At 73.1% G+C, this 22,592-nt stretch carries 18 protein-coding genes; 3 read left to right on the top strand and 15 right to left on the bottom strand.

What is annotated here, in order from left to right:
* The first annotated feature begins 32 nt into the window (after nucleotides 1-32).
* Nucleotides 33-1,295: a DUF418 domain-containing protein gene (locus ACWC91_RS32350; RefSeq protein WP_450641430.1), complete on the top strand. Its 1,263-nt coding sequence runs from the start codon at nucleotides 33-35 to the stop codon at nucleotides 1,293-1,295.
* Nucleotides 1,296-1,353: 58 nt separating this feature from the next.
* On the opposite strand, the gene ACWC91_RS32345 is transcribed toward ACWC91_RS32350, so the two are convergent.
* Both ACWC91_RS32345 and ACWC91_RS32340 read right to left on the bottom strand, forming a co-directional pair.
* Complete coding sequence (locus tag ACWC91_RS32345; protein ID WP_450641429.1) at nucleotides 1,354-5,409, bottom strand: endo-alpha-N-acetylgalactosaminidase family protein; 4,056 nt, start codon at nucleotides 5,407-5,409, stop codon at nucleotides 1,354-1,356.
* A 226-nt stretch (nucleotides 5,410-5,635) separates the two neighbouring features.
* A complete protein-coding gene (locus ACWC91_RS32340; protein ID WP_450641427.1) occupies nucleotides 5,636-6,679 on the bottom strand; it encodes a LacI family DNA-binding transcriptional regulator in 1,044 nt (347 codons plus the stop codon).
* Nucleotides 6,680-7,000: 321 nt separating this feature from the next.
* On the opposite strand from ACWC91_RS32340, the gene ACWC91_RS32335 reads away from it, so the two are divergent.
* Nucleotides 7,001-8,812 (top strand): glycoside hydrolase family 35 protein, encoded by a 1,812-nt coding sequence (locus ACWC91_RS32335; RefSeq protein WP_450641425.1) that lies wholly within the window; start codon nucleotides 7,001-7,003, stop codon nucleotides 8,810-8,812.
* A 43-nt stretch (nucleotides 8,813-8,855) separates the two neighbouring features.
* Here ACWC91_RS32335 and ACWC91_RS32330 read toward each other — a convergent pair whose 3' ends face one another.
* The 13 genes from ACWC91_RS32330 to ACWC91_RS32270 form a co-directional block, all read right to left on the bottom strand.
* Nucleotides 8,856-9,674, bottom strand: coding sequence for a maleylpyruvate isomerase family mycothiol-dependent enzyme (locus ACWC91_RS32330; RefSeq protein WP_225077266.1), 819 nt, complete (start codon nucleotides 9,672-9,674; stop codon nucleotides 8,856-8,858).
* A gap of 148 nt (nucleotides 9,675-9,822) precedes the next feature.
* A complete protein-coding gene (locus tag ACWC91_RS32325; protein WP_225077265.1) occupies nucleotides 9,823-10,617 on the bottom strand; it encodes a maleylpyruvate isomerase family mycothiol-dependent enzyme in 795 nt (264 codons plus the stop codon).
* Nucleotides 10,568-11,245, bottom strand: coding sequence for a TetR/AcrR family transcriptional regulator (locus ACWC91_RS32320; protein ID WP_450641423.1), 678 nt, complete (start codon nucleotides 11,243-11,245; stop codon nucleotides 10,568-10,570). The genes ACWC91_RS32325 and ACWC91_RS32320 overlap by 50 nt, the downstream gene beginning before the upstream one ends.
* A 154-nt stretch (nucleotides 11,246-11,399) precedes the next feature.
* Nucleotides 11,400-11,726, bottom strand: a complete 327-nt coding sequence (locus tag ACWC91_RS32315; protein WP_225077263.1) for a hypothetical protein — start codon at nucleotides 11,724-11,726, stop codon at nucleotides 11,400-11,402.
* 101 nt (nucleotides 11,727-11,827) lie between these two features.
* A complete protein-coding gene (locus tag ACWC91_RS32310; RefSeq protein WP_450641421.1) occupies nucleotides 11,828-13,423 on the bottom strand; it encodes a class I adenylate-forming enzyme family protein in 1,596 nt (531 codons plus the stop codon).
* Nucleotides 13,424-13,547: 124 nt separating this feature from the next.
* Nucleotides 13,548-14,543, bottom strand: coding sequence for a UbiA family prenyltransferase (locus ACWC91_RS32305; protein WP_376499753.1), 996 nt, complete (start codon nucleotides 14,541-14,543; stop codon nucleotides 13,548-13,550).
* The gene (locus tag ACWC91_RS32300) at nucleotides 14,533-14,997 is read right to left on the bottom strand and encodes a hypothetical protein (protein ID WP_225077260.1); all 465 of its coding nucleotides are present in this window, start codon (nucleotides 14,995-14,997) and stop codon (nucleotides 14,533-14,535) included. Before ACWC91_RS32300 ends, ACWC91_RS32305 begins: the two co-directional genes overlap by 11 nt.
* A complete protein-coding gene (locus ACWC91_RS32295; RefSeq protein ID WP_450641419.1) occupies nucleotides 14,994-16,763 on the bottom strand; it encodes a CoA transferase in 1,770 nt (589 codons plus the stop codon). The genes ACWC91_RS32300 and ACWC91_RS32295 overlap by 4 nt, the downstream gene beginning before the upstream one ends.
* On the bottom strand, nucleotides 16,760-17,587 hold the full coding sequence (locus tag ACWC91_RS32290; protein WP_225077258.1) for a class I SAM-dependent methyltransferase: 828 nt from the start codon (nucleotides 17,585-17,587) through the stop codon (nucleotides 16,760-16,762). Before ACWC91_RS32290 ends, ACWC91_RS32295 begins: the two co-directional genes overlap by 4 nt.
* Nucleotides 17,588-17,672: 85 nt before the next feature.
* Nucleotides 17,673-17,846: a hypothetical protein gene (locus ACWC91_RS32285; RefSeq protein WP_225077257.1), complete on the bottom strand. Its 174-nt coding sequence runs from the start codon at nucleotides 17,844-17,846 to the stop codon at nucleotides 17,673-17,675.
* 172 nt (nucleotides 17,847-18,018) lie between these two features.
* Nucleotides 18,019-18,285 carry a hypothetical protein gene (locus ACWC91_RS32280; protein ID WP_308043094.1) on the bottom strand — a complete coding sequence of 89 codons (267 nt, stop codon included), beginning with the start codon at nucleotides 18,283-18,285 and terminating at the stop codon, nucleotides 18,019-18,021.
* Between the two features lie 105 nt (nucleotides 18,286-18,390).
* The gene (locus ACWC91_RS32275; RefSeq protein WP_225077256.1) at nucleotides 18,391-19,053 is read right to left on the bottom strand and encodes a response regulator; all 663 of its coding nucleotides are present in this window, start codon (nucleotides 19,051-19,053) and stop codon (nucleotides 18,391-18,393) included.
* Complete coding sequence (locus tag ACWC91_RS32270) at nucleotides 19,050-20,174, bottom strand: sensor histidine kinase (protein ID WP_281156182.1); 1,125 nt, start codon at nucleotides 20,172-20,174, stop codon at nucleotides 19,050-19,052. Before ACWC91_RS32270 ends, ACWC91_RS32275 begins: the two co-directional genes overlap by 4 nt.
* 209 nt (nucleotides 20,175-20,383) lie before the next feature.
* Between ACWC91_RS32270 and ACWC91_RS32265 the strand changes: the two genes are divergently transcribed.
* The gene (locus ACWC91_RS32265; RefSeq protein WP_450641417.1) at nucleotides 20,384-22,564 is read left to right on the top strand and encodes an MMPL family transporter; all 2,181 of its coding nucleotides are present in this window, start codon (nucleotides 20,384-20,386) and stop codon (nucleotides 22,562-22,564) included.
* The last annotated feature ends 28 nt before the right edge of the window (nucleotides 22,565-22,592 follow it).

Raw genomic sequence — 22,592 nt, 5'->3', positions numbered from 1 at the left:
GTCGTGCCGGGAATTTGGCAGAGTCTGATGACATGACGCAGAACGCATCGCCGACCGTGCCGTCACAGGCGCCGTCCGGGCCGGGGACCGAGCCCACCGCCACCCACGCCGGGCCCCCGTCGACGGGACGGCTGATCGGCATCGACCTGGCCCGCGGACTCGCGGTGTTCGGCATGTACTCCGCCCATGTCGGCCCCGACGTGACCGTGGGCGGGCCGGTGGGGTTCCTGCTGGAGACGGCACGGGGCCGGTCGTCCGCGCTCTTCGCGCTGCTGGCCGGCTTCTCGCTGATCATCCTGACCGGCCGGCCGCGCCCCCGGACCGGGCGGGCCGGCCGTCAGGCGATGGCCAGGATCATGATCCGCTCCGCCGTGCTCGTCCCGCTCGGCTACGCCCTGACCGCCCTCGACACCGGCGTCGAGGTGATCCTCAGCTTCTACGGACTGCTCTTCCTGGCCGTCCTGCCGCTGTACCGGCTGCGGGCCGGGGCGCTGGCGCTCATCGCCGCCGCCGGTGCGCTGGTCCTGCCGCAGGTCCTCTACGTGGTGCGGAAGTCGATCGAGCAGGGGCACTGGGCGGACGCGGTCGTCGCCCGGGACCCGCTGGCCCGGATCACCGGCACGGGCGGCGTCATCGAGCTGCTGTTCACCGGGGGGTATCCGGTCCTCGCCTGGGTGCCGTACCTGATCGCGGGCATGGCGGTGGCCCGGCTCGACCTCACCCGGTCCGGCGTCCGGTCCCGGCTGGCCGCCGCGGGCGGCGCCCTCGTCCTGCTCGGATACGGCGGCTCCTGGCTGGCCCTGCGCCTGGTCCCGCGCGCCCTGTCGGCCGTCTCGGCCGCCACGGACGGCGGCGCGGCGAACTCGGCGTGGTGGTCCGACCGGGTCGGCGACACCGGGTCCCACGTCCCGCCCGCCTGGCTGCTGGTGGCCGCACCGCACAGTGATACGACGTTCTCCGTCCTCGGCAACACGGGCGTGGCCCTGGCCGTGATGGCCGCGTGCCTGACCGCCGCCGACCGGCTGCCACGGCTCACGCGCGCGGCCAGTCCCGTCGCCGCGGTCGGCATGACCGCCCTGACCGTGTACGTCCTGCACATCGTCGCCCTGTGGCTGCTCTCCGACGTCTGGCACGTGGCCGCGATCGACGACGGCGGCATGTCCGCGCTTCCGGTGCTCCTCGCCTTCATCGCCGCGGCCGTGCTGCTGGCCACGGCATGGACCAGGCTGTTCCGGCGCGGCCCCCTGGAGTCCCTGCTCCACGTGGTCACCGGCCCGGCCCGGCACGTTCCGTAGACGGGCCCGCCGCCACCGGTGGTGAAGGCACCGGTGGCGGCAGGCCCTGTCGGTGCCGCTACGGCCGGTCGGCCGGCGGGTACCCGGTGGGCAGGTCCACCGGAGTGCCGTACACGCGCATCTCGGCGGCGGCCGCGAACGGCTGGCCGTTGAGAGCGTTCAGCGCGGTGAACCTCACGTAGGAGGCGCGCACCGAGGGGAAGGAGACGCGCTGCATCTGCGGTGAGTCGACGAGGGTGCCGCCGGCCACCGTGGTCCAGGTGCGGCCGTCGTCGGAGACGGCCACCTCGTAGTCCGCCACACGGCCGTTCTGCCCGCCGCTCTGCCGGTCGAGGTAGCCGAAGCCGTTCACGTCGGCCGGACCGGTCGGCTTCAGCGTCACCCAGTGCGGGTACGGCGCGTTCCCGTGACTGTAGTCGGTGTGCCAGATGGTGCCCGGGTCACCGTCCAGCACGTTGGACACCGGGCCCTCCGCCGGTCCCGAGGAGAGGTTCTCCGAGTCGGCGGTCGCCGTCATCGAGCCGGGCGAGAGGACCGGCTCGGTCGAGACCGTCGCCCTGGCGTCCGCCGACACCGTCTTGGTGACGCCGGAGTCGGCGTAGACGGCAGTCGCCTTCCAGGTCGCCGACGTCCCCGCGGCGCTCGCCGGCGGGGTCAGGATCCAGGTGGTGCTCACGGTCGCGCCCGGCTTCACACTCTCGAAGAGGTTGCCGTCGCGCTTCTCGACCATCGCGGTCCAGCCGTCGGGCAGGCCGTCGAGCCGAAGGGCGACGTTCGTGACGTCGCTCTGCTCGTTGTTGGTGAACGTCGTGACGTACTCGCCCGGCACACCGGGGCTCAGGTCGGTGCCGGCCGGGGTGGTCACGCTCGCGCAGGCGGCGCCGCCGCTCACCGGGCCGAGGTCGGTCACACGGAAGTCGTCGAGGACGAAGTCCGTACCGGCCGCGCCGCCGAGCTTGCGCAGGCCGACCCAGGTGTCGCCGCAGCCCGCGACGATCTCCTTGGAGTAGGTCGCGGTGTCCAGCGCGGGGGCGAGCGTCTCACGGGTGATGTCCTTGGAGACCACCTTTCCGTCCCCGACCCGGTCCGCTCCCGTCACCCAGGCCCACTGGCCCTCGACGTTGGTCTGGTAGCGGAACGAGACCGCGTACTTGTGCCCGGCGACGAACGGCACCGTGGCGGGGACCGTCCGGTACACCAGGCCCGTGTTCTCCTCGTGGGCCTTCAGCGAGTGCTTCCCGCCGACGACGTCGTCCACCGCCTGACCCTTGAGGGTGCCCGAGGCGTAGGGCGAGTAGGTGTTCTTCCAGGTCTTCTGGCTGTACGGGGCGTGCAGGTCGCTGATGCTGGTGCGCGGGTCGGTGGAGCCGCCCGCGTCGCCCTTCACGAACGGTCCCCAACCGGGCTGGTTGCCCTCGAAGTCGTCGTGGGCGACCACGGTGCCGCCGGTCGGGCCGTTCTCGCCCCGCGGCAGCGGTGTGGAGGTGTCGGCCATGATCCGTACGTCGTCGAGGGTGACCGCCGCGTCCCCGGCGGCCGCCCCGATCGCCACGGTGACCTTGCCGTCGGCGGGCGCGGTGAAGGCGACGGACGCGCGCTGCGCGTAGGTGCCCTGCTTGGAGTCGGCGGCCATGGTGTTCCGCAGCGGGGTGGTGTCGAAACCGTTGTGCGCCTTCACCCCGTCGCCGGTCACGCCCAGTGTGACGGCGCGGCGCCGCCCTGCGGCGACCTCGACATGGGCGCTCAGCGTGTACCGCCGGCCCGGCTTGAGGTCCTTGACCTGCTGGGAGATGCCGGACTCGCCGGCGCCGAGCCGCGCGACGTTGTCGCCGGTGGCGCTGCGCGCGACCGCCGCCCCGCCCCGCGGGTTCCAGGCGTCCAGGTCACCGGCGTTGAAGCCGGGGTCGGCCAGGCCGGTGCCCTCGCCGTAGTGCGCGTCCCGGTGCGGGGCCTGGTTCCCGTTCGGCACCAGGACGTAGGGCTGGTCCTTGTCGCCGGTCAGCGTCACCCGCCCGTCCTGGGCTTTCACCTGGGCGGCCTTGACCCGGCCCTGGTCGGTGAGCTTGTACAGCGTGAAGTTGCGGGTGGAGGCGAACTGCCGGGTCAGGTCGAAGGTGTGGGTGCCGCCGGAGGCGCTGTAGTAGTACATCTTGTCGGCCCGGCTCGGCGAGGAGGTGCCGTTGCCGCCCTTCGCCTCGCCCCAGGGCAGCAGATAGGTGTCACCGTCGAGCACGACCGTGCCGTCCGTCGACACCTGGCGCCTGCCGTCGGCCATCGCGACCCGGACACCGCCGGTGAGGGTGGCGGACTTGCCGAAGTCCCAGTTCATGACCTGGTAGTGCTGGAGGAACTTGGTCGGCAGGTTGTCGGTCCAGATGTTCCGGTAGAAGGCGTTGAAGTCGTCGTGGCCGGTCCAGCCCTCGAACTCCTTGACGCTGGCGCCGCCGAGCAGCGGGTCCACGTTCCACACGTCGCGGTCGGAGTTGGCGATGAACCGGACGATGTTGGAGTTGATGCCCTTGTTGGTGGCGCCGCCGTAGCCCTTGTCGCTCGCCCAGTGGGACCAGGTCGACGTGCCCTCGAACTTGTAGGCCCACTCGGTCGCGATCTCGAAGCCCATCGTCCTCAGCCGCGCCGCCAGCGAGTCGGCCAGCCAGCCGCTGGAGTAGTAGACGTCTATGTAGAGGCCCTTGACGCCCGGGGCCTCGCGGCGCAGCTGCTCGAACCGGTCGAGGACGGCTCCGGAGCCCAGGTCGGCGCGCTGGTCGATGTGGTACGACTGGTTCAGCCAGTCCCAGCCGTTGACCTGGCCCTTGACCAGGGCCTCACTGAAGTTCTTCGCCTGCGGGTACGCCTCGGTGGCGTTCACGTGCACGGCGAAGTCGGAGTTGTACTCGGCACCGGCCTTGGTGAGCTTGTTCAGGTCGGCGAGGCCGCCCGCCCGGGTGTTGTAGTTGCCGCCGTAGTCCGGGTGGGCCGAGTCGTGGCCCTCGCTCGCGTAGCCCTTCTCCAGGACCCACTGGCCGAGGTCGTCGGTGGCCATCGAGACGCGTTTGACGTTGTCGAGCGTCTTGAGGAACGGATTGGTCGCCTGGCTGGCGAAGTTGAACGGGATGTGCTGCACGACGCGCTCGGGCACCCGGTCCGCGCCGAGCGGCCGGGGCATGTGGTCGCGGTAGGCGATGGCGCCGTCCTGCCAGTCCACGCGGCCGTCCCCGTTGGCGTCCGCGGCGAGTACGACGGTCGCCTTGGGCAGGGCGAACGTCCTCACCCGCGGGTCGGTGGCGCCCCGGGGCGCGTAGGTGTACGTGCCGGCCGACAGCTCCGCGCGCCGGGCGCCGTTGCCCGCGTCCACGATCCGCGACTGGAGGCGGGTGTTCCAGTTGTCGTTGTTGTCCTGCGCGGAGTCGTCGGTGGCGTTGGTGATGACGCCGCCCGCCAGATCGCCGTTGCTCACGAAGCCGTACGGCGTGCCGACGGCGGCCTTGTCGGGGGCCGTGGCGGCGGTGATCGGGACGAACTCGTCGGCCGTGGTGGTCGAGTTCGTCGAGATCTTCGTACGCGCCAGGGTCGTCTGCGGTGAGGATGAGTCGGCGGAGACGAGTGACTGGTCGGGGATCGACAGCTGGTCGACGGTGGAGGCGGCGGCGCCCCCGATGCTCTTCACCGCGAAGACGACGGTCCGCTCGTCGGTCACCGTGATCGTCGAGGTGATGGTGAGGTCCGGCAGATCGGCGAAGACCGAGGTGTAGACGGCCTGGTCGCCGTGCGCCGTCATGGTCGTGGTGGCGGTGTGCGCCGTGCCGTTGACGATGAAGGTGTCCAGGGCCCGAGCCTGGCCGCCGAGCGTTCTGCCGCCCATCGTGTACGAGATGACCTGCGGGAACTCCTTGGCCACCTGGACCCTCAGGCCGGGACCGGTCAGCTCGACCGGTGTCGCGGGGCGGTCCGGGGGAGCCGGCGCCGCCGTCGCGGACACGGTGGCCGGGCCGGCATGGGCGGGAAGGGCGCCGGCCGACAGCGTGCCCAGGGTGAGCAGCGCGGCGGTCGCGGCGGCGGCGCCCGTTCTTGACCGGGGTGTGCGTCGAGGGCGTTGCGGGTGGATGGCATCCACGATGGGGCCTCCTGATGACTCCGGTACGGGAGAGCGAGGAAGACGAGTGGCGACGAGTGGCCCCTGCCGGGGCCGTCATGACGCTGATGGGGCGGGGGAGACAGTAGGGGAATGGCATCGATAACACCAGATGCAGACTGCGATTCCCCGATGTACATGGCATCGCTGTGCATCGCCGGACGACGGCGTCGGCCGCCGGCCGTCCGCGGCCGGAGCGGAAGGACCCCTACCGGCCGCCGCCGGGCCGCATCGGCGCGGTGCTCGCGCGCACGACCAGGGCCGGCTCGACGGACGCGGGTTCGGGGGCGGCGTCCGGGTTCTCCAGATGGCGCATCAGATGGGAGACGGCGAGAGCTCCCATCTGCGTGAACGGCTGGGCGACGGTGGTCAGCGACGGCGAGCAGTACTCGGCCAGGGCGATGTCGTCGACGCCGACGACGGAGATGTCGTCGGGCACCCGTCTGCCGAGCTCGTGCAGCGCCCGGATCACTCCGAACGCCATCTCGTCGCTGGCCACGAAGACGGCCGTGACGTCCGGGATCCGGCCCAGGACGAGGCCGTTGCGGTACCCGGACGCGGGCGACCAGTCACCCTCCAGCTCGGGCGGGACGCCTCTGCCCTCGGCCTCCAGCGTGTCGCGCCAGCCCCGGGTGCGGCTGGCCGCGTCGAGCCACTCGCGCGGACCGGCGACGTGCCAGACCGTCTCGTGCCCGAGGTCCAGCAGATGCCGGGTGGCCAGGCGTGCGGCCTGGGTCTGGTCGACGGCCACCACCTCGGTGGCGGAGGTGCGCGAACCGTCGATGGTGACGGTGGGAACCGAGCCCGTGAGCTGCTCGATCCGCCTGCTCACATGGATCAGCGGGACGGCGAGGACGATCCCCTCGACACCCTGCTCCGCGAGCCGCGCCAGCGCCGCCTCGATGGCGGAGGTGTCCAGGGAGGCGGTGGTGGCGGTGGAGACCGAGTAGCCCGCCTCGCGCGCCGCGCTCTCGATGCCGTAGAGCACGGCGGTGCGCGAGTAGAAGGTGGTCTGAAGCGTCACCACGCCGATGGTGCGGCTGCGGCCGGACGACAGCATCCGCGCCGCGTTGTTCTTGCGGTACCCGAGCTGGTCGACGGCCGCGAGGACCTTGGACCGCGTCCTCTCCCGCACGTTGGGGTGGCCGGACAGGGTCCGCGACACGGTCTGCGGGGAGACCCCGGCGAGCCGGGCGACATCGGTCATGCCCGGGGGCCGTACGGCGCCGTCGCCTTCGCTCCGCTTCTTCATGCGTTCCCTCGTCCGCTCGTCCCACCGCGATGATAGCGCCCGCACAGCGGTGTCCGTGCTGCTCGGAGCACCCGTCGCAGCGTCGGCAACCCCCCATTGGCATCGCTATCATCGTGTGTCATAGTTCCGGCACGTCAGCGTGCCCCGGCCGTGCGGCGGACCGCAGAGGAGCCGGGTTCCGCTCTCCCCACCCCATGTCTAAGGAGAGGCCGTGAGGAAGCCAACCACGCGCAGGGCGGCAGTTGCGAGCGCGGTCCCGCCCGGACCCGTTCCCGGGCGCGGCCCCCGCGATCGCGGGCCGGCCTCGGGCACCATCGCGCCATGAGAGAGGCACGCCCAATGCCCCGGTCGACGCCTGCCCTGTCCCATCCCGACGGCGAACTCCTGCGGCACGGCCGCCCGCACCGTGTCCTCGCCGGGTCGCTGCACTACTTCCGTGTCCATCCCGACCAGTGGCCGGACCGGCTGGCACGACTCGCCGCCCTGGGGCTGAACACGGTCGACACCTACGTGCCGTGGAACTTCCACGAGCGGCAGCGGGGCCGGGCGCGCTTCGACGGCTGGTGCGACGTCGAACGGTTCCTCCGTCTCGCGCAGGAGGCCGGGCTGGACGCGATCGTGCGACCCGGCCCGTACATCTGCGCCGAGTGGGACAACGGCGGGCTGCCCGCCTGGCTGACGGGCACCCCGGGGATGCGGCCGCGGTCCTCGTACGGCCCCTTCCTGGACGCGGTGGCGGGCTGGTTCGACCAGTTGATCCCGCGTCTCGCCGCGCTTCAGGCGGCGCGGGGAGGCCCCGTCGTCGCGGTGCAGATCGAGAACGAGTACGGCAGCTACGGCGACGACCACGTGTATCTGCGCCGGGTTCGCGACGCCCTGGTGGAACGCGGCATCACCGAACTGTTCTTCACGGCCGACGGCCCGACCGAGCTGATGCTCGACGGCGGCACGCTGCCCGACGAGCTCGCGACCGCGACGTTCGGCTCCCAGGCGGCCGAGGCCGCCGCACTGCTGCGGGCGCGCCGCCGGGGCGAGCCGTTCGTCTGCGCGGAGTTCTGGAACGGCTGGTTCGACCACTGGGGGGAGCGGCACCACGTCCGGTCGCCGCGGAGCGCGGCGGGAACACTGGGCGACATCCTCGACGCGGGTGGATCGGTGAGCCTCTACATGGCCCACGGCGGTACCAACTTCGGGCTCTGGGCAGGCGCCAACCACGACGGTGAGGCCATCCAGCCGACCGTGACCAGCTATGACTCGGACGCGCCGATCGCCGAACACGGCGGACTCACCCCGAAGTTCTTCGCGCTGCGCGACCGGCTCGGCGCCGTGACCGGCCTCCCGAAGCAGCCACTGCCCACCGACGCCGCGCTGCTGGCACCCCGCGTCGTCCCGGTCGTCCGGGGCGCCGAACTGCTGGGCGGGCTGGAAGCCGTCTCCCGCACGGTGGAGTCACCCCACCCGCCGAGCTTCGAGGAACTGGGACAGTCCTCCGGCCTGGTGCTCTACCGTGCGCATCCGAAACTTCCCCAGGGCGCCGTCGAATTGACCGTCAGCGGACTGCACGACCGTGCCCAGGTCTTCGTGGACGGCGCCCCGGCCGGGGTGGTCGACCGGGAGACCGGCTCGCTCACCCTCCACGGCACGGGGCGGCGGGTGCGGCTGGAACTGCTCGTCGAGAACCAGGGGCGGATCAACTACGGTCCGCTCCTCGGCCAGGGCAAGGGCATCCTCGGCCATGTCCGGGTGGGACGCCGGATGGTCCACGGCTGGACGGCGCACCCGCTGCCGCTGGACGAGTGGTCGGCGGAGGAGGTCGGCCGCGCGGCGGCCGCCACCGACCCGCGGGGCCCGGCCGGATTCGCGACGGCACGGTTCACGGTGGACGAGCGGGCGGACACCTTCCTGACATTTCCCGGTTTCGGCAAGGGGTTCGTCTGGGTCAACGGCTTCCTGCTCGGGCGGTACTGGGAGATCGGTCCCCAGACGACGCTGTACGTCCCGGCGCCCCTCCTGGTGCCGGGCGAGAACACCGTGATCCTGCTGGAACTGGAACGCCTGGGGGAGCGGATCGAGTTGCGCGACGCGCCGGAGCTGGGGGAGACCGAGGAGTACGTCGAGACCTTCTCCTCGTAGCGGCGCCGACCGGACGGCCGGGGCCCGCGCCGCTGGGGAGCGATCAGGGTGCCGTGAACAGGTTCGGGAAGCGGGGCGCGAGCCAGGGTTTGCGGCCCCAGGCGATGACGTGGCCCCGGGAGATGGCCCGCCACGGGTTGAGGCGGCCCAGCGCGATGAGGAGGAAGGCGACCGGCTCGATCAGGATCGTGCAGTCGGGCCGGATCGCGGGCCCGGTGGTCACGTGCACGGCGCCGTCGTCGAGAGCGACGCCGAACGCGGCGCCGCCGCGCAGGCGGATGGTGTAACACGCCCTCTTACCCGCGGCGGACGCGGCGGTGACCCTCGGCATGACCAGGAGCATGAACGGCATGCACAACCCGACACGTGCACGGTCGACCATGTGCGGGCGGCCCAGGGCCCGGGCCAGGTCGTAGCCGTGGCCCAGCATGTGCGTCAGAAGGTAGGACGCGAGCGTGGCCCTGCCCATGGGGCCCAGCGGCGTGACGAGCGCCGGGTCGTCCGCGGCCCGGTCCACGGCGTCCAGGAACGCCTCGGCCTGTTCCGCGATCATCGCCGCGAGTGGCTCGGACCGGCGCTCCTCGAACCCGCCGAGGGCCCGTGCGTTGGCCGCGGCCAGGCTCTGCGGTGTGCCGTCCCCGTAGGGGCGTTCCCGCCCGCGCGCGAGGTCGGCCATCAGCTCGTTGGCCAGCGCCAGATGAGCGGCCGCCTCGCCGACCGTCCACTCCGACCGCGGAACGGGAAGCGCCGGGTCGGCCGCGCCGCGCAGCAGTGCGGCGATGTCACCGGCGGTCTCACGTATCGCCTCCGCGAGCCCTTCGGGCAACGGTCCCCCGTCGCCCGGCCGCACTGTGGGATGCACGCCCTTCGACCCCTTCCTGCCATGTGTCGTCGAGTTCCCGCTGGGAGCGGGGGGCCGAGCGTACCGGGTCGGGCAACCGGCGGGTCGGTACCGCGACGGCTGCCCCACGACCGCGATCGGATCCGCTCCCAGGGCGCCCGACGGAGGATCAGAAGACGACCCGGGCCCGGCGGGCGGCCGCGAGGGCCGCGTCGGATCCGGAGACCAGTTCCAGCGGCACGTCCGGATCGCGTCCGCCCAGGGCGCGCAGATAGGCGACGGCGTCCGCCCGCACGACCGACGCGGGCTCGCCCGAGCCGATCAGCCACGTGCCCCCGGCGGGCCCGGTGAGCTCCAGCACGACGGGTGCCCCGGACCAGGTCAGGGCCAGGTCGCGGATCACCTGCTCGACGATGAGCCGGTCGTGCTCTCCCACCACGAGCGGCTGCCCCGTGGCCCGTGACAGGTCGACGCGGTGCATCCACAGGTCGCGGTTGTAGATGGTGTCGAGCAGATGGCCCACGGACATCCGGGGTGCCTCGGCCACACCGGTGGCGACCCTGGCGCGCCGCATCAGTCCCGGACGGCGGCGACGGGCCTGTACGGCGCGGGGCCACAGCAGCGTGAACCGCTCGGCCAACTCCGGTCCGGAGGCGGTGGCGTGGTCGGCGATCTGGGCCGCCATGTGCGCGTCGACCGGGCCCATGCCCCGGTGGCGCCGCCTGCCCGTGATCTCCCTGCGCACCATGGTGGCCAGGGAGATGTTGTCCTCGCACTGGGCGACGAGGTGGGAGACCAGCGTGCGCACGTCCCACTCCACGCAGTCGGTGGGACGGTGCCAGTGCTCGTCCCCGAGCTTGCCGAGTACGTCCATCGCGGCCCGGCCTTCCGCCTCGGCGACCGCTGCCGACTGGTCACGGCCGGTCTGCGGCAGGCGTGCGGCCTCCCCGTAGGTCTGAGTCATCGCACTCGCCCTCCTCGGGGGCGTAGAAGTGGAAGAACATGTCGACCGTCGTCCGCGTGAGCCGGGTGAAACGGCCCTCCTCGACCGGCGCGGACGGCTCGTTGGCGAGCTGCTGGCTGATCACGCCGGCCATCAGCGCCGTGTAGAGGGCCACCCCGTCCTCCTCGGCGGCGGCCGGCGACAACCGCCCGGCGCGCACCGCGGTCTGGAGGGCGGCCCGCAGGACTTCCAGTTGCCGCACCGCGGGTTCGAAGGCCCGCGGGGTCGGTTCGAACCCGGGCACGGGCCGCCAGTACAGCAGTTGTGCCAGGACCGGATGCGCCATCGCCCAGGCGACGGTGGCCTGCTGGCCCGCCAGGAGGGCACCGCGCGGGTCCCGCGAGAGCATGGCCCGGTACGGCTCCAGGACGTCGACCGTCTCGCGCATCCCTCGCTCGAACAGGGCGTCGTAGACGGCCGTCCTGGACGGGAAGTACTGGTAGAGCGAGGGCGGCCGCATGCCCATCCGCCGTGCCACCTCGGCCATGCTCAGCGCGGCAACGCCTTCCTCCGCCATCACCTCGAGCGCGATGTCGAGGATCTCCCGCACGGTGTCGTTGCGCCGGCGCAGCCTGCGGTCCTCCCTCATATCCTTAGGAAAACCTAATGAGCGTAGGGCAGTCAATACCCCGTCAGTTCGGCGAACGGGCACGCGGGACACGGGCGTTCGTGGCGGGCAACTGCCAAGACCATCCCGGAGGTTGACGTGCGGACAGGGCTCCGCGACCCTCCAGTGACCGTGGCTACGGATACTGACAGCCGACGTGCCCCCGCCCGCCGGGCCCGCCTCCCGGGGCCCTCGGCAACCTGGGCGCACGGCTCTCCGCCCGCTTCCTGGACGGGGTGTTCATGCTCCTGGCGCTGCTGCTTATGGCCTCGCTGTCGGGGCGCAGCGCGGCCGGCGTCGCCTCCGGCAGCCCCACCAGTCGGCGCACCACGTGCGCCTCGCGGGTCCCCTCGGTCAGGCGCGGCAGATACCGCCCGGCGCGCCCGGCGACCACGGACGCGACCTTCTCGTCGGTCCGCTCCAGCAGGTCCGGTGAGGCGTGGGGACGGACGGGGGGCCGCACGTGTACGGGTGGGTTGTGGTGCGGGTACGGACGGGTGGCCGCACGCGTGCGGATGGGCGGTGGCGCGTACGGTCACCGCCCGGACAGGGCCCGGGTGCGGATCAGGTCCACCGTCCGGTGCCGTAGGGCGGTGCCCCGTCGAGCAGCCGGTCGCGCAGTTCCTGCCGCCGGACCTTGCCCGTCGCGGTGAGCGGGAGCTGGTCCAGGGACAGCACCGTCGGCTCGCCGAGCGGCGGAAGGTCGGTCACGGCCTGCCGCCACGCCCCGGGGTCCAGCGTGCCGTCCCGGGTCACCAGGACCGGCTGCGGCAGTCCGCTCGCACGACCGAGCACGACCGCCTCGACGACCTCCGGCAGCCGGTCGTGGATCACGTCCTCGATCTCGACGCAGCTGCCGTCGGGAATCGTGTCCACCTCGCGGTCGAGCAGCAGCAGCCGGCCGGAACGGGTGATGAGGCCGAGGTCCCCGGTGGTGAACCAGGGCCCGGACAACTTGGCGCGCATCCGCTCCGGTTCGCTGACGTATCCGGCGCACAGCGTTGTGGTACGGGCCTGCACCAGGCCGGGCCTGCCGCGCCCCACCGGCTGGAGGGTCGTCGGGTCCACCACGCGCAGTCCGGCCTTGCCGGGCACGGTCCGCCCCAGGTCCCGGGTGGTGGGGTGGCGCTCCCCGGTCGTGCGTACCGACCTGCGCGTCAGGCAGCGGAAGGTGAGCGGCCCGGTCTCGGACTGCCCCCAGACCTGCACCCACAGCGGCAGCCGGCGCCGGGTCGCGGTCAGGAACGTCCGTACCGTGGGCGGGTGCACGGCGTCGAAGGCGTTGACGTAGAGCCGCACGTCGTGGAAGGGGTTGTCCGGCGACGCCGCCAGCGGCTGCCAGTGCACGAAGGCCGAGGGCGCGGCCTCCAGCACGGTCGGCGGATGGGCGCGCAGGACGGGTTCGGCGAGCCGGGCGTCGTAGGCGTCCAGGATCACCGCCGCGCGCGGGGCGAGCCAGAACACGCTGATCGTCCAGGCGAGGCCCCGCCCGTGCGCGTACGACGCGGCCTGGGCGACGGTGTCGGCACGCCGGGTGGACACCAGGGGCAGGCGCCGGGCCTCGGCGGCGGCGATCCGGTGGATCAGCGTTCTGGCGGAGTGCCGGACCAGCTTGGGGATCCCGGTGGTTCCCGAGGTGTGCATGATGGCCAGGGTCAGGTCGTTCGGGCGTGGACGGGGCGGCGGCGTCCGGTGGCCGCGCACGTCCGCGAGCGGGATCGCGCCGGGTGCGGGGGCGTCGAGGGTGAGGGTGCGGCGGGTGAAGGCGGTGAGGTCGGTCTCCGCGCCGCGTGCGGCCGCCAGCGTGGCCGAGGTGGTGACCAGGGCCTTGGCGTCGAGGCGTTTGAGCAGTACCTGAAGTGTCTCCACCGGGAGGCGGTCGGAGATCAGCGCGGGCACCGCGCCGATGCGGGCGGCGGCACAGGCGAGCAGGACGTAGTCCCAGTGGTTGGGTTTGATCACGGCGACCCGGTCGCCCGGCGTCACGCCCAGACCCTCCAGCCAGCCCGCGGCCTGGCTCACCAGATGGGCCAGGTCCGGGATGTCGTACGTCGTCCTGCCGTCGTCCGCGATGTCCAGTGGCCGGCTCAGATGGACCGTCGTTCCGGTGCCGCGGTCGGCCAGGACGTCGAAGAACGGTCCGGGGGCGAGGAGTTTCATCGGGTGACCTCCGAGAAATCCCGTTACGCGCACGGGAGCTGATGGACGGTGGGGCGCGGCGGTTCTGGCGGCTTCCGCACGGAGCGTGGGGACGTCGCTCGGGTCCTCGCCCCGCCCTTCGGGCTCAGACGAGGCCGGTGATCGTGAGATTGACCGCCACGAGCGTGACGACGAGGATCCGGTGGGCCCGGATGCCGATCAGCCGGCCGCGCAGGACGTCACCGCGCACCATGCCGACCGTGAACTGCCGGACGCGGGTCGCCTTCAGCGGGACGAAGGCGATCGGGAACCACCACGGGCAGAACCCGAGCAGCGGCGCGGTGACGATTGCCGTGGTCTCGAGCACCGAGAGCGCCCCGATGAACCAGCGGTTGCCCTTGAGGGACAGCAGACACGCGGCGGTCGGCCGGCCCACCGCGCGGTCCCCTTCGAGGTCGTGGGTGTTGGAGTACACGCCGAACAGGACCGGACCCAGCCCGAACAGGAACGCCTCCACGGCCGCGAGCCCGGTCGCCTCCCCGGTGAGCAGGCCGAACAGCGGTAGCACGGAGGCCCAGCCGACCACGGCGGGGAACACTTCCCGGAAGCCCCGGTGGCTGAGCCGCGGGCCCCACGAGTACTGCGGGACGACGACGGTGGCGGCCACGAGGGCGAGCACCGCCCACAGCGGGCGGTACGGCGCCCAGACCAGCGCCGTCGTCCAGCACAGGCACCCGGCGACGAGGGCGCACCAGGCGAAACGGACCGCGGCCGCCTCGGTGAGCGTCCCGGCCGGCAGCGCTTTGCGGGCCAGTGCCCGTGCCGGCGCGTCGGGGCCGTGGTTCGCGGCGTCGCTCCCGTCCCGGTAGCCGCTGGCGTCGTCGAACGCGACGGCCGCCGCCACCAGGCACACCGCGCCCAGCAGGAACGCGAGCAGCGTCGCCAGGGACGCCTCGTCGAGCCGCTGGGACGCGGGAAGCAGCGACCAGACGACGGCCAGGCCGAGGTAGTGGTCGACCGTGCCGGGCCTGGCCGGCCGGAGGTAGGCGGGCAGCCGCGCCCCCGGACCCCGGCCGGTACGGACGCCGCCCTCCCGGCGCGGCGGCTCCGTGGCGGTGCCGGTGCTGAGCTCACTGGTCATGGACGCTCCCTGTGGTCGTGGCGTCGGGCGTCCGCGGGGCGTGGAGCAGCGGCGTCGCCCGAGCGGCGCCCGCCCCGGCGAGCGTGGTCCGCTCCGCCGGGGTGAGCGGTGGCCGGGGGCCGGTGGGGCGAGGGGGCCGCGTACGACGGCGAGCGGTGTCGCGGGGCCGAGCCCTCGTGGCCGTCGGCGTCGGGCAGCCCGCGGTCCCCGGTGCGCACCCAGCCGTCGTCGCCGCGCCGATCCGCCGGGCACGCCGGTCGAGGGCCGCGCAACCGAGCGTGCCCTCGGGGTAGATGACCGCGGGCCGTTCGGGGTGGGCCGTGGCCTGCGCGCGGAGGAGCGCGGAGAGGTCACGGCCGGGCACGAGCCCCTGTTCGACGTACCGGCGGCGCGGCCGGGCCGGCACCCGGTGGGGCACCTCGACGCCGCCGGCCGTGGTCCAGGTCCCCGTCATGCGGTGAACTCCCAGGGCGTGCCGGGCAGGACGCAGCCGGCCCGGGTCAGCGCGGCGCCGAACCGCGGGTCCTCGGCGAGTTCGGTGAGGTCGGACGTCAGCGGCACCGACGGCCCGGGACGGTGTGAGGCGGCGGCGCCGGATCCGTGCCGGGTCAGTACGGTCGCGGCGGAGAGCAGGGAGGTGTCCACACGCAGCACTGGGGCGCTGCCGTGCCTGTCGCGGCCGCCGGTGGAGCGCGCCACCAGCGCGGCCAGCACCCCCTCGGCGCAGACCAGGCCGCCGAGCACGTCGAGCAGCGTCATCAGCGAGGGCGTCGGTGGCTCGCCGTGCCGCGCGGTCAGCCCGGCCAGACCGCTGCCCGCCTGCACCAGGTAGTCGGTTCCGAGCGGCGGGGTGGGCCCGAGGGCCTCGCCCCAGCCGGACGCCCGGGCGTAGACGAGGCCGGGCCGGACACCGGCCAGATCGGTGGCGTCGAGATGCCACGCGGCCGCCTTGCCCGGGGCCCAGTTGTGCAGGAACACATCGGCGTCGCGGACGAGTTCGCGGAGCGTGCCGCGGCCGCTCGGGGTCCGCAGGTTCGCCTCCACCACGTCCTTGCCGTGGTTGAACGCCAGGAACCGGGCCGAGCAGCCGCCGACCAGCGGCTCGGCGCCGCGCAGGGGATCCCCGCCCGGCGGTTCGACCTTGACGACCCGGGCCCCGAGCCGGGCGAGTACGTGCCCGGCGAGCGGCCCCTGCACCCGTCCGGCGGACTCCACGACGACCAGCCCGGCGAGCGGCCGGGACACCGTGGGGGAGGCCGCGGCGGGTGAGGGCACGGAGGGCCCCGCCGCGGTCCGCCGGTCCGTGGGCAGTGCCCTGACGGTCCATGGGGTCTCGGGCAGGGCGCCCGGCTCCGGCGCGTCGGGGCCGCGGACGGGCAGCACGCTGACGTCGGTCCGGGCGGCCACGGAACGGATCACCTGGTAGGAACGCCGCGCGGTGACGCGGTGCAGTGCGGCGGGCAGCGGGCAGACCGCGGTGGCGAACCGGTTCTGGAACGGCGACCAGCCCCGGCGGATCGCGGTCCGCTCCGCGTCGAGGACGGTCCAGAAACGCTGCCAGGCCTCGGCGTCGAGCGTCTCGATCTCGAACCTGATCCCGTCGGCGCTGGTGAACGGCGGTGGGCCGGCGCCCGGACCGGGGGACCTCAGCGGCACCGGCCGGTCCGAAGGGTGCGTACGGGGGGCGCTCGCCATGGCCAGGTACTGGCCGGTGGCGAGGAGCGCGCCCTGCGCGACCGAGGTGCGCACCCGGCAGATCCGGGTGCCGCGCGCGGCGGCGTGGAACGCGGCGAGCATGCCGGTCACGGCGAGCACCCCGGCCACCGTTCCGGCGTAGTCGAGGCCGAGCGGCGTGGGCTCCCCGTACCGGCGCCCGTGGATGTGGGCGATGCCGCAGGCGGACTGCACGTCGGCCTCGCTCGCCAGGGGCAGCGCCACCGGGCCCGCCCAGTCGATGGCGCAGGTGAGGCTGCCGGCACCCGTGGCGTCGACGAGGGTGCCCGCGTCACCGGCGTCACCGGTGACGTGCCCCGGACGGCTGTCACCGGTGCCGTGCTCCAGGCCGGCGGTGGCCGGTTCGCAGCCGAGGAGCGCCAGGTGGCCGGCGGCGACCGCGAGCGCCGTCGAGCCGCCCGTGGCGCTCACCTGGATCCCGGCCAGCGGCCGGTGCGGTTCCGGCGTCCGACGCGCCTCGGCCCGTACGCACGCGTCGACGCTCACCGGGCCCGCCGTCCCTGCACGGAGTGGATCACGCACGAGCCGGCCCGGAACCGCGGATGCCGCATCACCTCGCGCACCTCGGCGAGTTCGGCGTCGGTCATGCCGGCGGCGACGAGGCGGTCACGCAGGTGGTGGGTGTGGTGGATCAGGAGGCGGACGCCGGGCGAGTCGGCGTGCCACGGCATCAGGAAGGGCACCGGGTCGACGTCGACAAGCCCGGCGTCCCGCAGGGCACCGGCGGCGTGCCGTCCCCGGCTGCCGTCCGCTCCCGCCTGCGCGAACACGCGTGCCTTGGCCGCCAGGAACCGCTCGTACACCTCGGCTGCGGCACGGCTCGGCGCGAGCAGGACCGGGCCGTAGTCGATGTCGAACTCGTCGAGTTGCAGCCACCCGCCCGGCCGCAGGGCACGGGTCATCGTGGCGAGCGCCGACCGGCGCTGCGGCAGACGGAGCGGCACCAGACGGGAGTGGACCAGGTCGAAGGCCTCCTCGGGCAGCGGGTCGCGGGTCACGTCGTGCCGCAGTGTCCGAAGGCGCGGGTGCCCGGGGAGGTGCATGGGATCGATGTCCGTGGCCACCACGTCGCCGGTGGGCGCCACGCGTTCGGCCGGCCAGGCGGCGACGCTGCCGCCGCCCGCGCCGACCTCGAGGCAGCGCCAGCCGTCGGTGACTCCGGTGCCGGCCAGCCGCGCGGTGGTGATCGGGTCCAGCGACGCGGCAGGGCAGCGGTACTGCTCCGTCGCGTGGACGTTGTCGTTGTCGAAGGCGTATCCCTCGCCGGGATCCGCGACCGCGGCGGCGGGTGCGTGGAGAGCGGACTTCACCAAGTGCTCCTGGGATGCGGGTGAGTACGGGACCGGGCGCGCGGATGAGGCCGGGCGACCCCGGCCCTGTCCGCCGTCCGCCGTGTCAGGAGGAGAAGCTCCTGGACAGCTGCGTGGAGTGCATGCCGTGTCCGGGGAGGATCGGGACGCCCGCGCTCGCCGCGTGGGCCGACCCCGAGCCGGCCAGGTCCAGGACGCCCGCGAGGGACGCGGTGGCGAGGGCGGTGGCTAAGCGCTTTCCGACAGCGGATCTGTGCATGAGATCTCCTTGGACATCTCGGGCCCGGTAACCGACGACACTCACAGAAGATCACATTGAGCGACAGTCATCTCGCTATCCGTGTCGGCTGCGTTCGTGGTCGCACCGCGGCATCCCCGCCGTGCGGTACGGGTTTGCCGCCGGGACGGCCGCTTCCGGGGGCGCGCGGGTTTCACTGCGCGGAGTGACCGTGATCGCCCGGTCGGCTGCGCGCGGCCTGTCGGCCTCCGGGGCGGCGGCCCGGTGCACGACGCACAGCGGTGACGGCCGTTGCGTGTGCGCGGAAGCCGCCATCGGCGTGATCGCCGTCGATCCCGCCCGCACCGGCGTCCGGGGCGCTCAGCACTGGCAAGTCCCGCTCACCGGTAAAACCCACATGACCAGCCGGCACGCCGCCGCCTCGGTGGCCATCGGCTCCGTCATCAGCGTTCTTGTCCATGGGGGGATCCCCAGGCCAGGAGCACAGGTGAGGCAGGTTGATCAGCCACGCCCGTCCTCCCCCCGGGTGCCGCAGCGCCCCGACTGGCACGGCCGCCCGCCTCGCTCAACGGCTTCGCGGGGTCACCAGGCCCGACTCGTATGCCAGGACCACGAGTTGGGCGCGGTCACGGACCCGGAGTTTGACCATGGCCCGGTTGACGTGGGTCTTCGCGGTCATCGGGCTGATCACCATGCGGTCGGCGATCTGGTCGTTGGACAGCCCCTGCGCGACCAGGGCGACGGCCTCGCGTTCGCGGTTGGTCAGCTCCTTCAGCCCCGGGCCGGCTCCCGTGTCGAGCGGCTGGGTGACGTACCGGCTGATCAGCTTGCGGGTGATCGACGGCGCGAGCAGGGCGTCGCCCCGCGCGGCGACACGCACCGCGTGCAGGAAGTCCTCCGGCACGATGTCCTTGACGAGGAACCCGGCCGCCCCGGCGCGCAGCGCGTCGAAGACGTACTCGTCCAGGCCGTAGTTGGTGAGGATGACGACGTGCACCCCCGACAGCGCCGGGTCCGCCGCGATGCGCCGGGTCACCTCGATGCCGTCGAGGACCGGCATCCGGACGTCGATGAGCGCGATGTCGGGCAGGTGCTCCCGGACCAGGGCCAGGCCCTCCAGCCCGTCACCGGCCTCGGCCACCACCTCGATGTCGTCCTCCATGTCGAGCAGCGCGCGGAAGCCGCTGCGCAGGAGCGGCTGGTCGTCGACCAGCAGGACACGGATCACGACGTCTGCTCCACGGGGAGTTCGGCCTGGACGGTGAAGCCTCCCCCGACACGCGGCTCGGCCCGCAGCCGGCCCCCGAGGGCGGTGACGCGCTCACGCATCCCGAGCAGTCCGACGCCGGGCACCGGGGCGGTGCCCGGCGTGGCCCGGCCGTCGTCGTCGACGCGTATCGTGAGCGCGTCCGGACGGCAGTCGATCCGGACCGACGCCGAATCCGCGGCGGCATGCCGGGCGATGTTGGTCAGCGACTCCTGCACGATCCGGTACACGGTCCGGTCCACCGCGGCGGGCACGTCGTGCCGTTGCCCCTTGATCGTCAGCGTCGCGTCCAGGCCGATGGCACGGGCCCGTTCCACCAGCTCCGGGACGTGGTCGAGACCGCGCGGCGGGGCCGTGTCGTCGTCGCGCAGCGCCTCCAGGGTCGCGCGCAGCTCCCGGCTCGCCTCACGTCCCGCCTCCTGGATCGCCAGCAGGGCCGCCGGCACCTGTTCGCCGCGCCGGCGGGCCACATGGACGGCGACCTCGGCCTGCACCTTGATGATCGAGATCTGGTGGGTGAGCGAATCGTGCAACTCCCGTGCGATGTGCAGCCGTTCCTCGTCGGCGCGGCGCCGGGCGGTCTCCTCCCGGGTGCGCTCGGCCTCGTCCGCCCGCCGCTCGGCCTGCCGCAGAGCCTCGCCCGCCGCGCCGGCCGCGATCAGCCAGGCCACTTCGAGCGCGCCGCGGGCCTGCGCGAACGCCTCCCCCGTGTCGTGCAGGGAGGCGAGGGCCGCGAGGGGGAGGGCGGCCAGCATGGCCACGCTCGCCACGACGGTGACGGTGCGGTGCCCCGCCCGCATGGCGGCGTACACCGCGAACAGGTAGGCGACGGCGGGCACATCGAAGCCGACCGCCTGGTAGCCCACCGCGCACAGTCCGGTGACGGCCAGCACGGGCAGCGGGGCCCGGCGGCGGGCGGCCAGCGCCAGACCGCCGACCGCCAGCAGCGTGTAGCCGAGCGGGCCGAGACCCTCGGCGGAGTGCCCTCCGGACAGCCCGGTGGCCAGCAGCGCCCCCGCCACGCCGACGGCGATCGCCCAGTCCCCGACACCGGCCGGGACACCGAACCGTGCTCTGTCCATGGGCGCACCCTAACGGGATGCCGTCGCGGGCGGATCACGCTCGCGGAGGAGCGCCCCTGTACCGCGCCCGCGGTACAGGGCCGGCGCCCGCGGTATCCGCCGCGGCCGCGTGCGCCGTCGGCGGCAGCCCGAAGTGTCCGCGCCTGCGGGACGTTCGGCGACGGGTCCGGCGGACATGATCGGGCGACGTCCAGCCGCAGGAGGAGAAGATGACGGCAACCGACACCCCCCGTACGGAAGGAGCCCTGGCGGGACTTGCCCGGTTCTGCTACCGGCGGCGCCGCCTGGTGCTCCTGGCCTGGATCGTCGGCGTGATCGCCGTGGCGTTCGCCGGCTTCGGCTTCGGCGCCGCCCCCGACAACGACTTCTCCGGCGGAAGCTCCGACTCCGCCAAGGCGCAGGCGCTGATCGAGAAGCACTTCCCCGAGCGGCAGGGGGATACGCTGACTCTCGCGATCAAGGCGGAGAAGGGGATCGACGACCCCGCTGCCCGGCAGAAGATCGAGCAGGTCATCGCCGGTCTGGACGCCTCCCCCCTTACGGGACCGGTGACCTCGCCGTACAGGGACGAGGATCTGGTGACGAAGGATCGTCGTATCGCCCGTACGACCATCCCGCTGACCGCCAAGGATGTGAAGAAGTCCGAGGTCAAGCCCCTGGTGACCATGGTCAAGGAAGCCTCCGGCGACGGTGTGACGCTGGGGCTGGGCGGGGAGAAGGCGGAGAAGGCCGAGACGCCCGCGCAGGGTTCGTCCGAGAGCGTGGGCATCGTGGCGGCGGCGGTGATCCTGTTCATCGCCTTCGGGTCACTGGTGGCGATGGGGTTGCCGATCGTGACCGCGCTGCTGGCGATCGTCGCCGGCATCGCTCTGATGAAGCTGGTGGGATACCTGGTCCCGTCACCCGATTTCACCGCGATCCTCGCCGCGATGATCGGTCTCGGCGTCGGGATCGACTACGCGCTGTTCATCGTGACCCGCTACAAGGACGGCCTGCAGGCCGGCGACGAGCCGGAGACCGCCACGGTCAGGGCCATCACAACGGCCGGTCACGCGGTCCTGTTCGCCGGCACGACCGTCGTGATCGCGCTGATGGGCCTGATCGTCATGGGACAGCGGCTGATGACCGGGGTGGCCGTAGCCACCTCGGTGATCGTGCTGGTGACGATGATCGCCGCGGTGACCCTGCTGCCGGCGTTCCTGGGCTTCACCGGGTACACGATCAACTCGCTGCGCCTGCCGCGTCGCACGTACCGCCGGAGCGGGTCCGGCGGTGTCCCGGCGCGGGAGCGCCGTACCCTCGCCGAGCGCTGGGCCGGGGTGGTGCAGCGCAGGCCGCTGGTCGCCGCGGTGCTGGCCGGCGCGGTCCTGCTGGTGCTGGCCGCCCCCACGCTTTCGATGCGGCTGAGCAACCCCGACGCCAGTGTCCAGCCCCACGACAGGAGCAGCTACACTTCGTACAAGATCCTCTCCGAGGGCTTCGGTCCCGGCTACGGCGCACCCCTGATCCTCGTCGCCGAGGTCGGCTCCGGCCACACCGGTCTGCGTCCCGTCGTCGAAGCGGTCGGCAGGACCGAGGGCATCGCCCACACCACACCGCCCCAGGTCAGCAAGGACGGGCAGGCCGCGATCCTCATGGCCTTCCCCCGGACCGGATACCAGGACGAGGCGACCGCGGACGTGGTGCACCGGCTCCGCGACGAGGTGCTGCCCAGGGCACCCGGCGGCGACAGGGTCTACGTCGGTGGCCCGAACGCCGGCACGATCGACATGGCCGACGACATCGGCTCGCGCCTGCCCCTGATGATCGCGGTCGTCATCGCGCTGTCCCTGGTGCTGCTCATCGCGCTGGTCCGGTCGGTCACGATCGCGTTGCAGGCCGCGGTGATGAACCTGCTCGCGATCGGCGCGGCCTACGGCGTGCTCGTCGCGGTCGTCCAGTGGGGATGGCTGGGCTCGGCGCTCGGCTTCCCCACCGGGATGCCGATCACGACCTGGGTGCCGATGATGATCTTCCCGGTCCTGTTCGGCCTGTCCATGGACTACGAGGTCTTCCTGATCTCGCGGATCCGTGAGGAGTACGAGCGCACCGGCGACACCCGGACGGCCGTCGCTCGCGGAATGGCGCGGACCGCCAAGGTCATCACGGCCGCGGCCGCCATCATGGTCGCCGTCTTCACTACCTCGTTGCTCGGCCCCGACGTCGCGGTCAAGCAGGGAGGTCTGGGCATGGCCGTCGCCGTGCTCATCGACGCCACCATCATCCGGATGATCCTCGTCCCCGCGGTGATGGAACTGTGCGGCAACGCCAACTGGTGGATGCCCGGACGCCGTTCGCCGAAGACGACCGCGGTTCGAGGCGCCGAGGTCGGAGAGGAGGCCAGGATCTGACCCTTGCTCAGGCCGGGGTGCGGGGGAC

It is taken from the genome of Streptomyces sp. NPDC001204 (genome assembly GCF_053598035.1).
The sequence above is the reverse complement of the archived record's forward strand: the minus strand, read 5'-3'. Positions and strand labels throughout refer to the sequence as shown.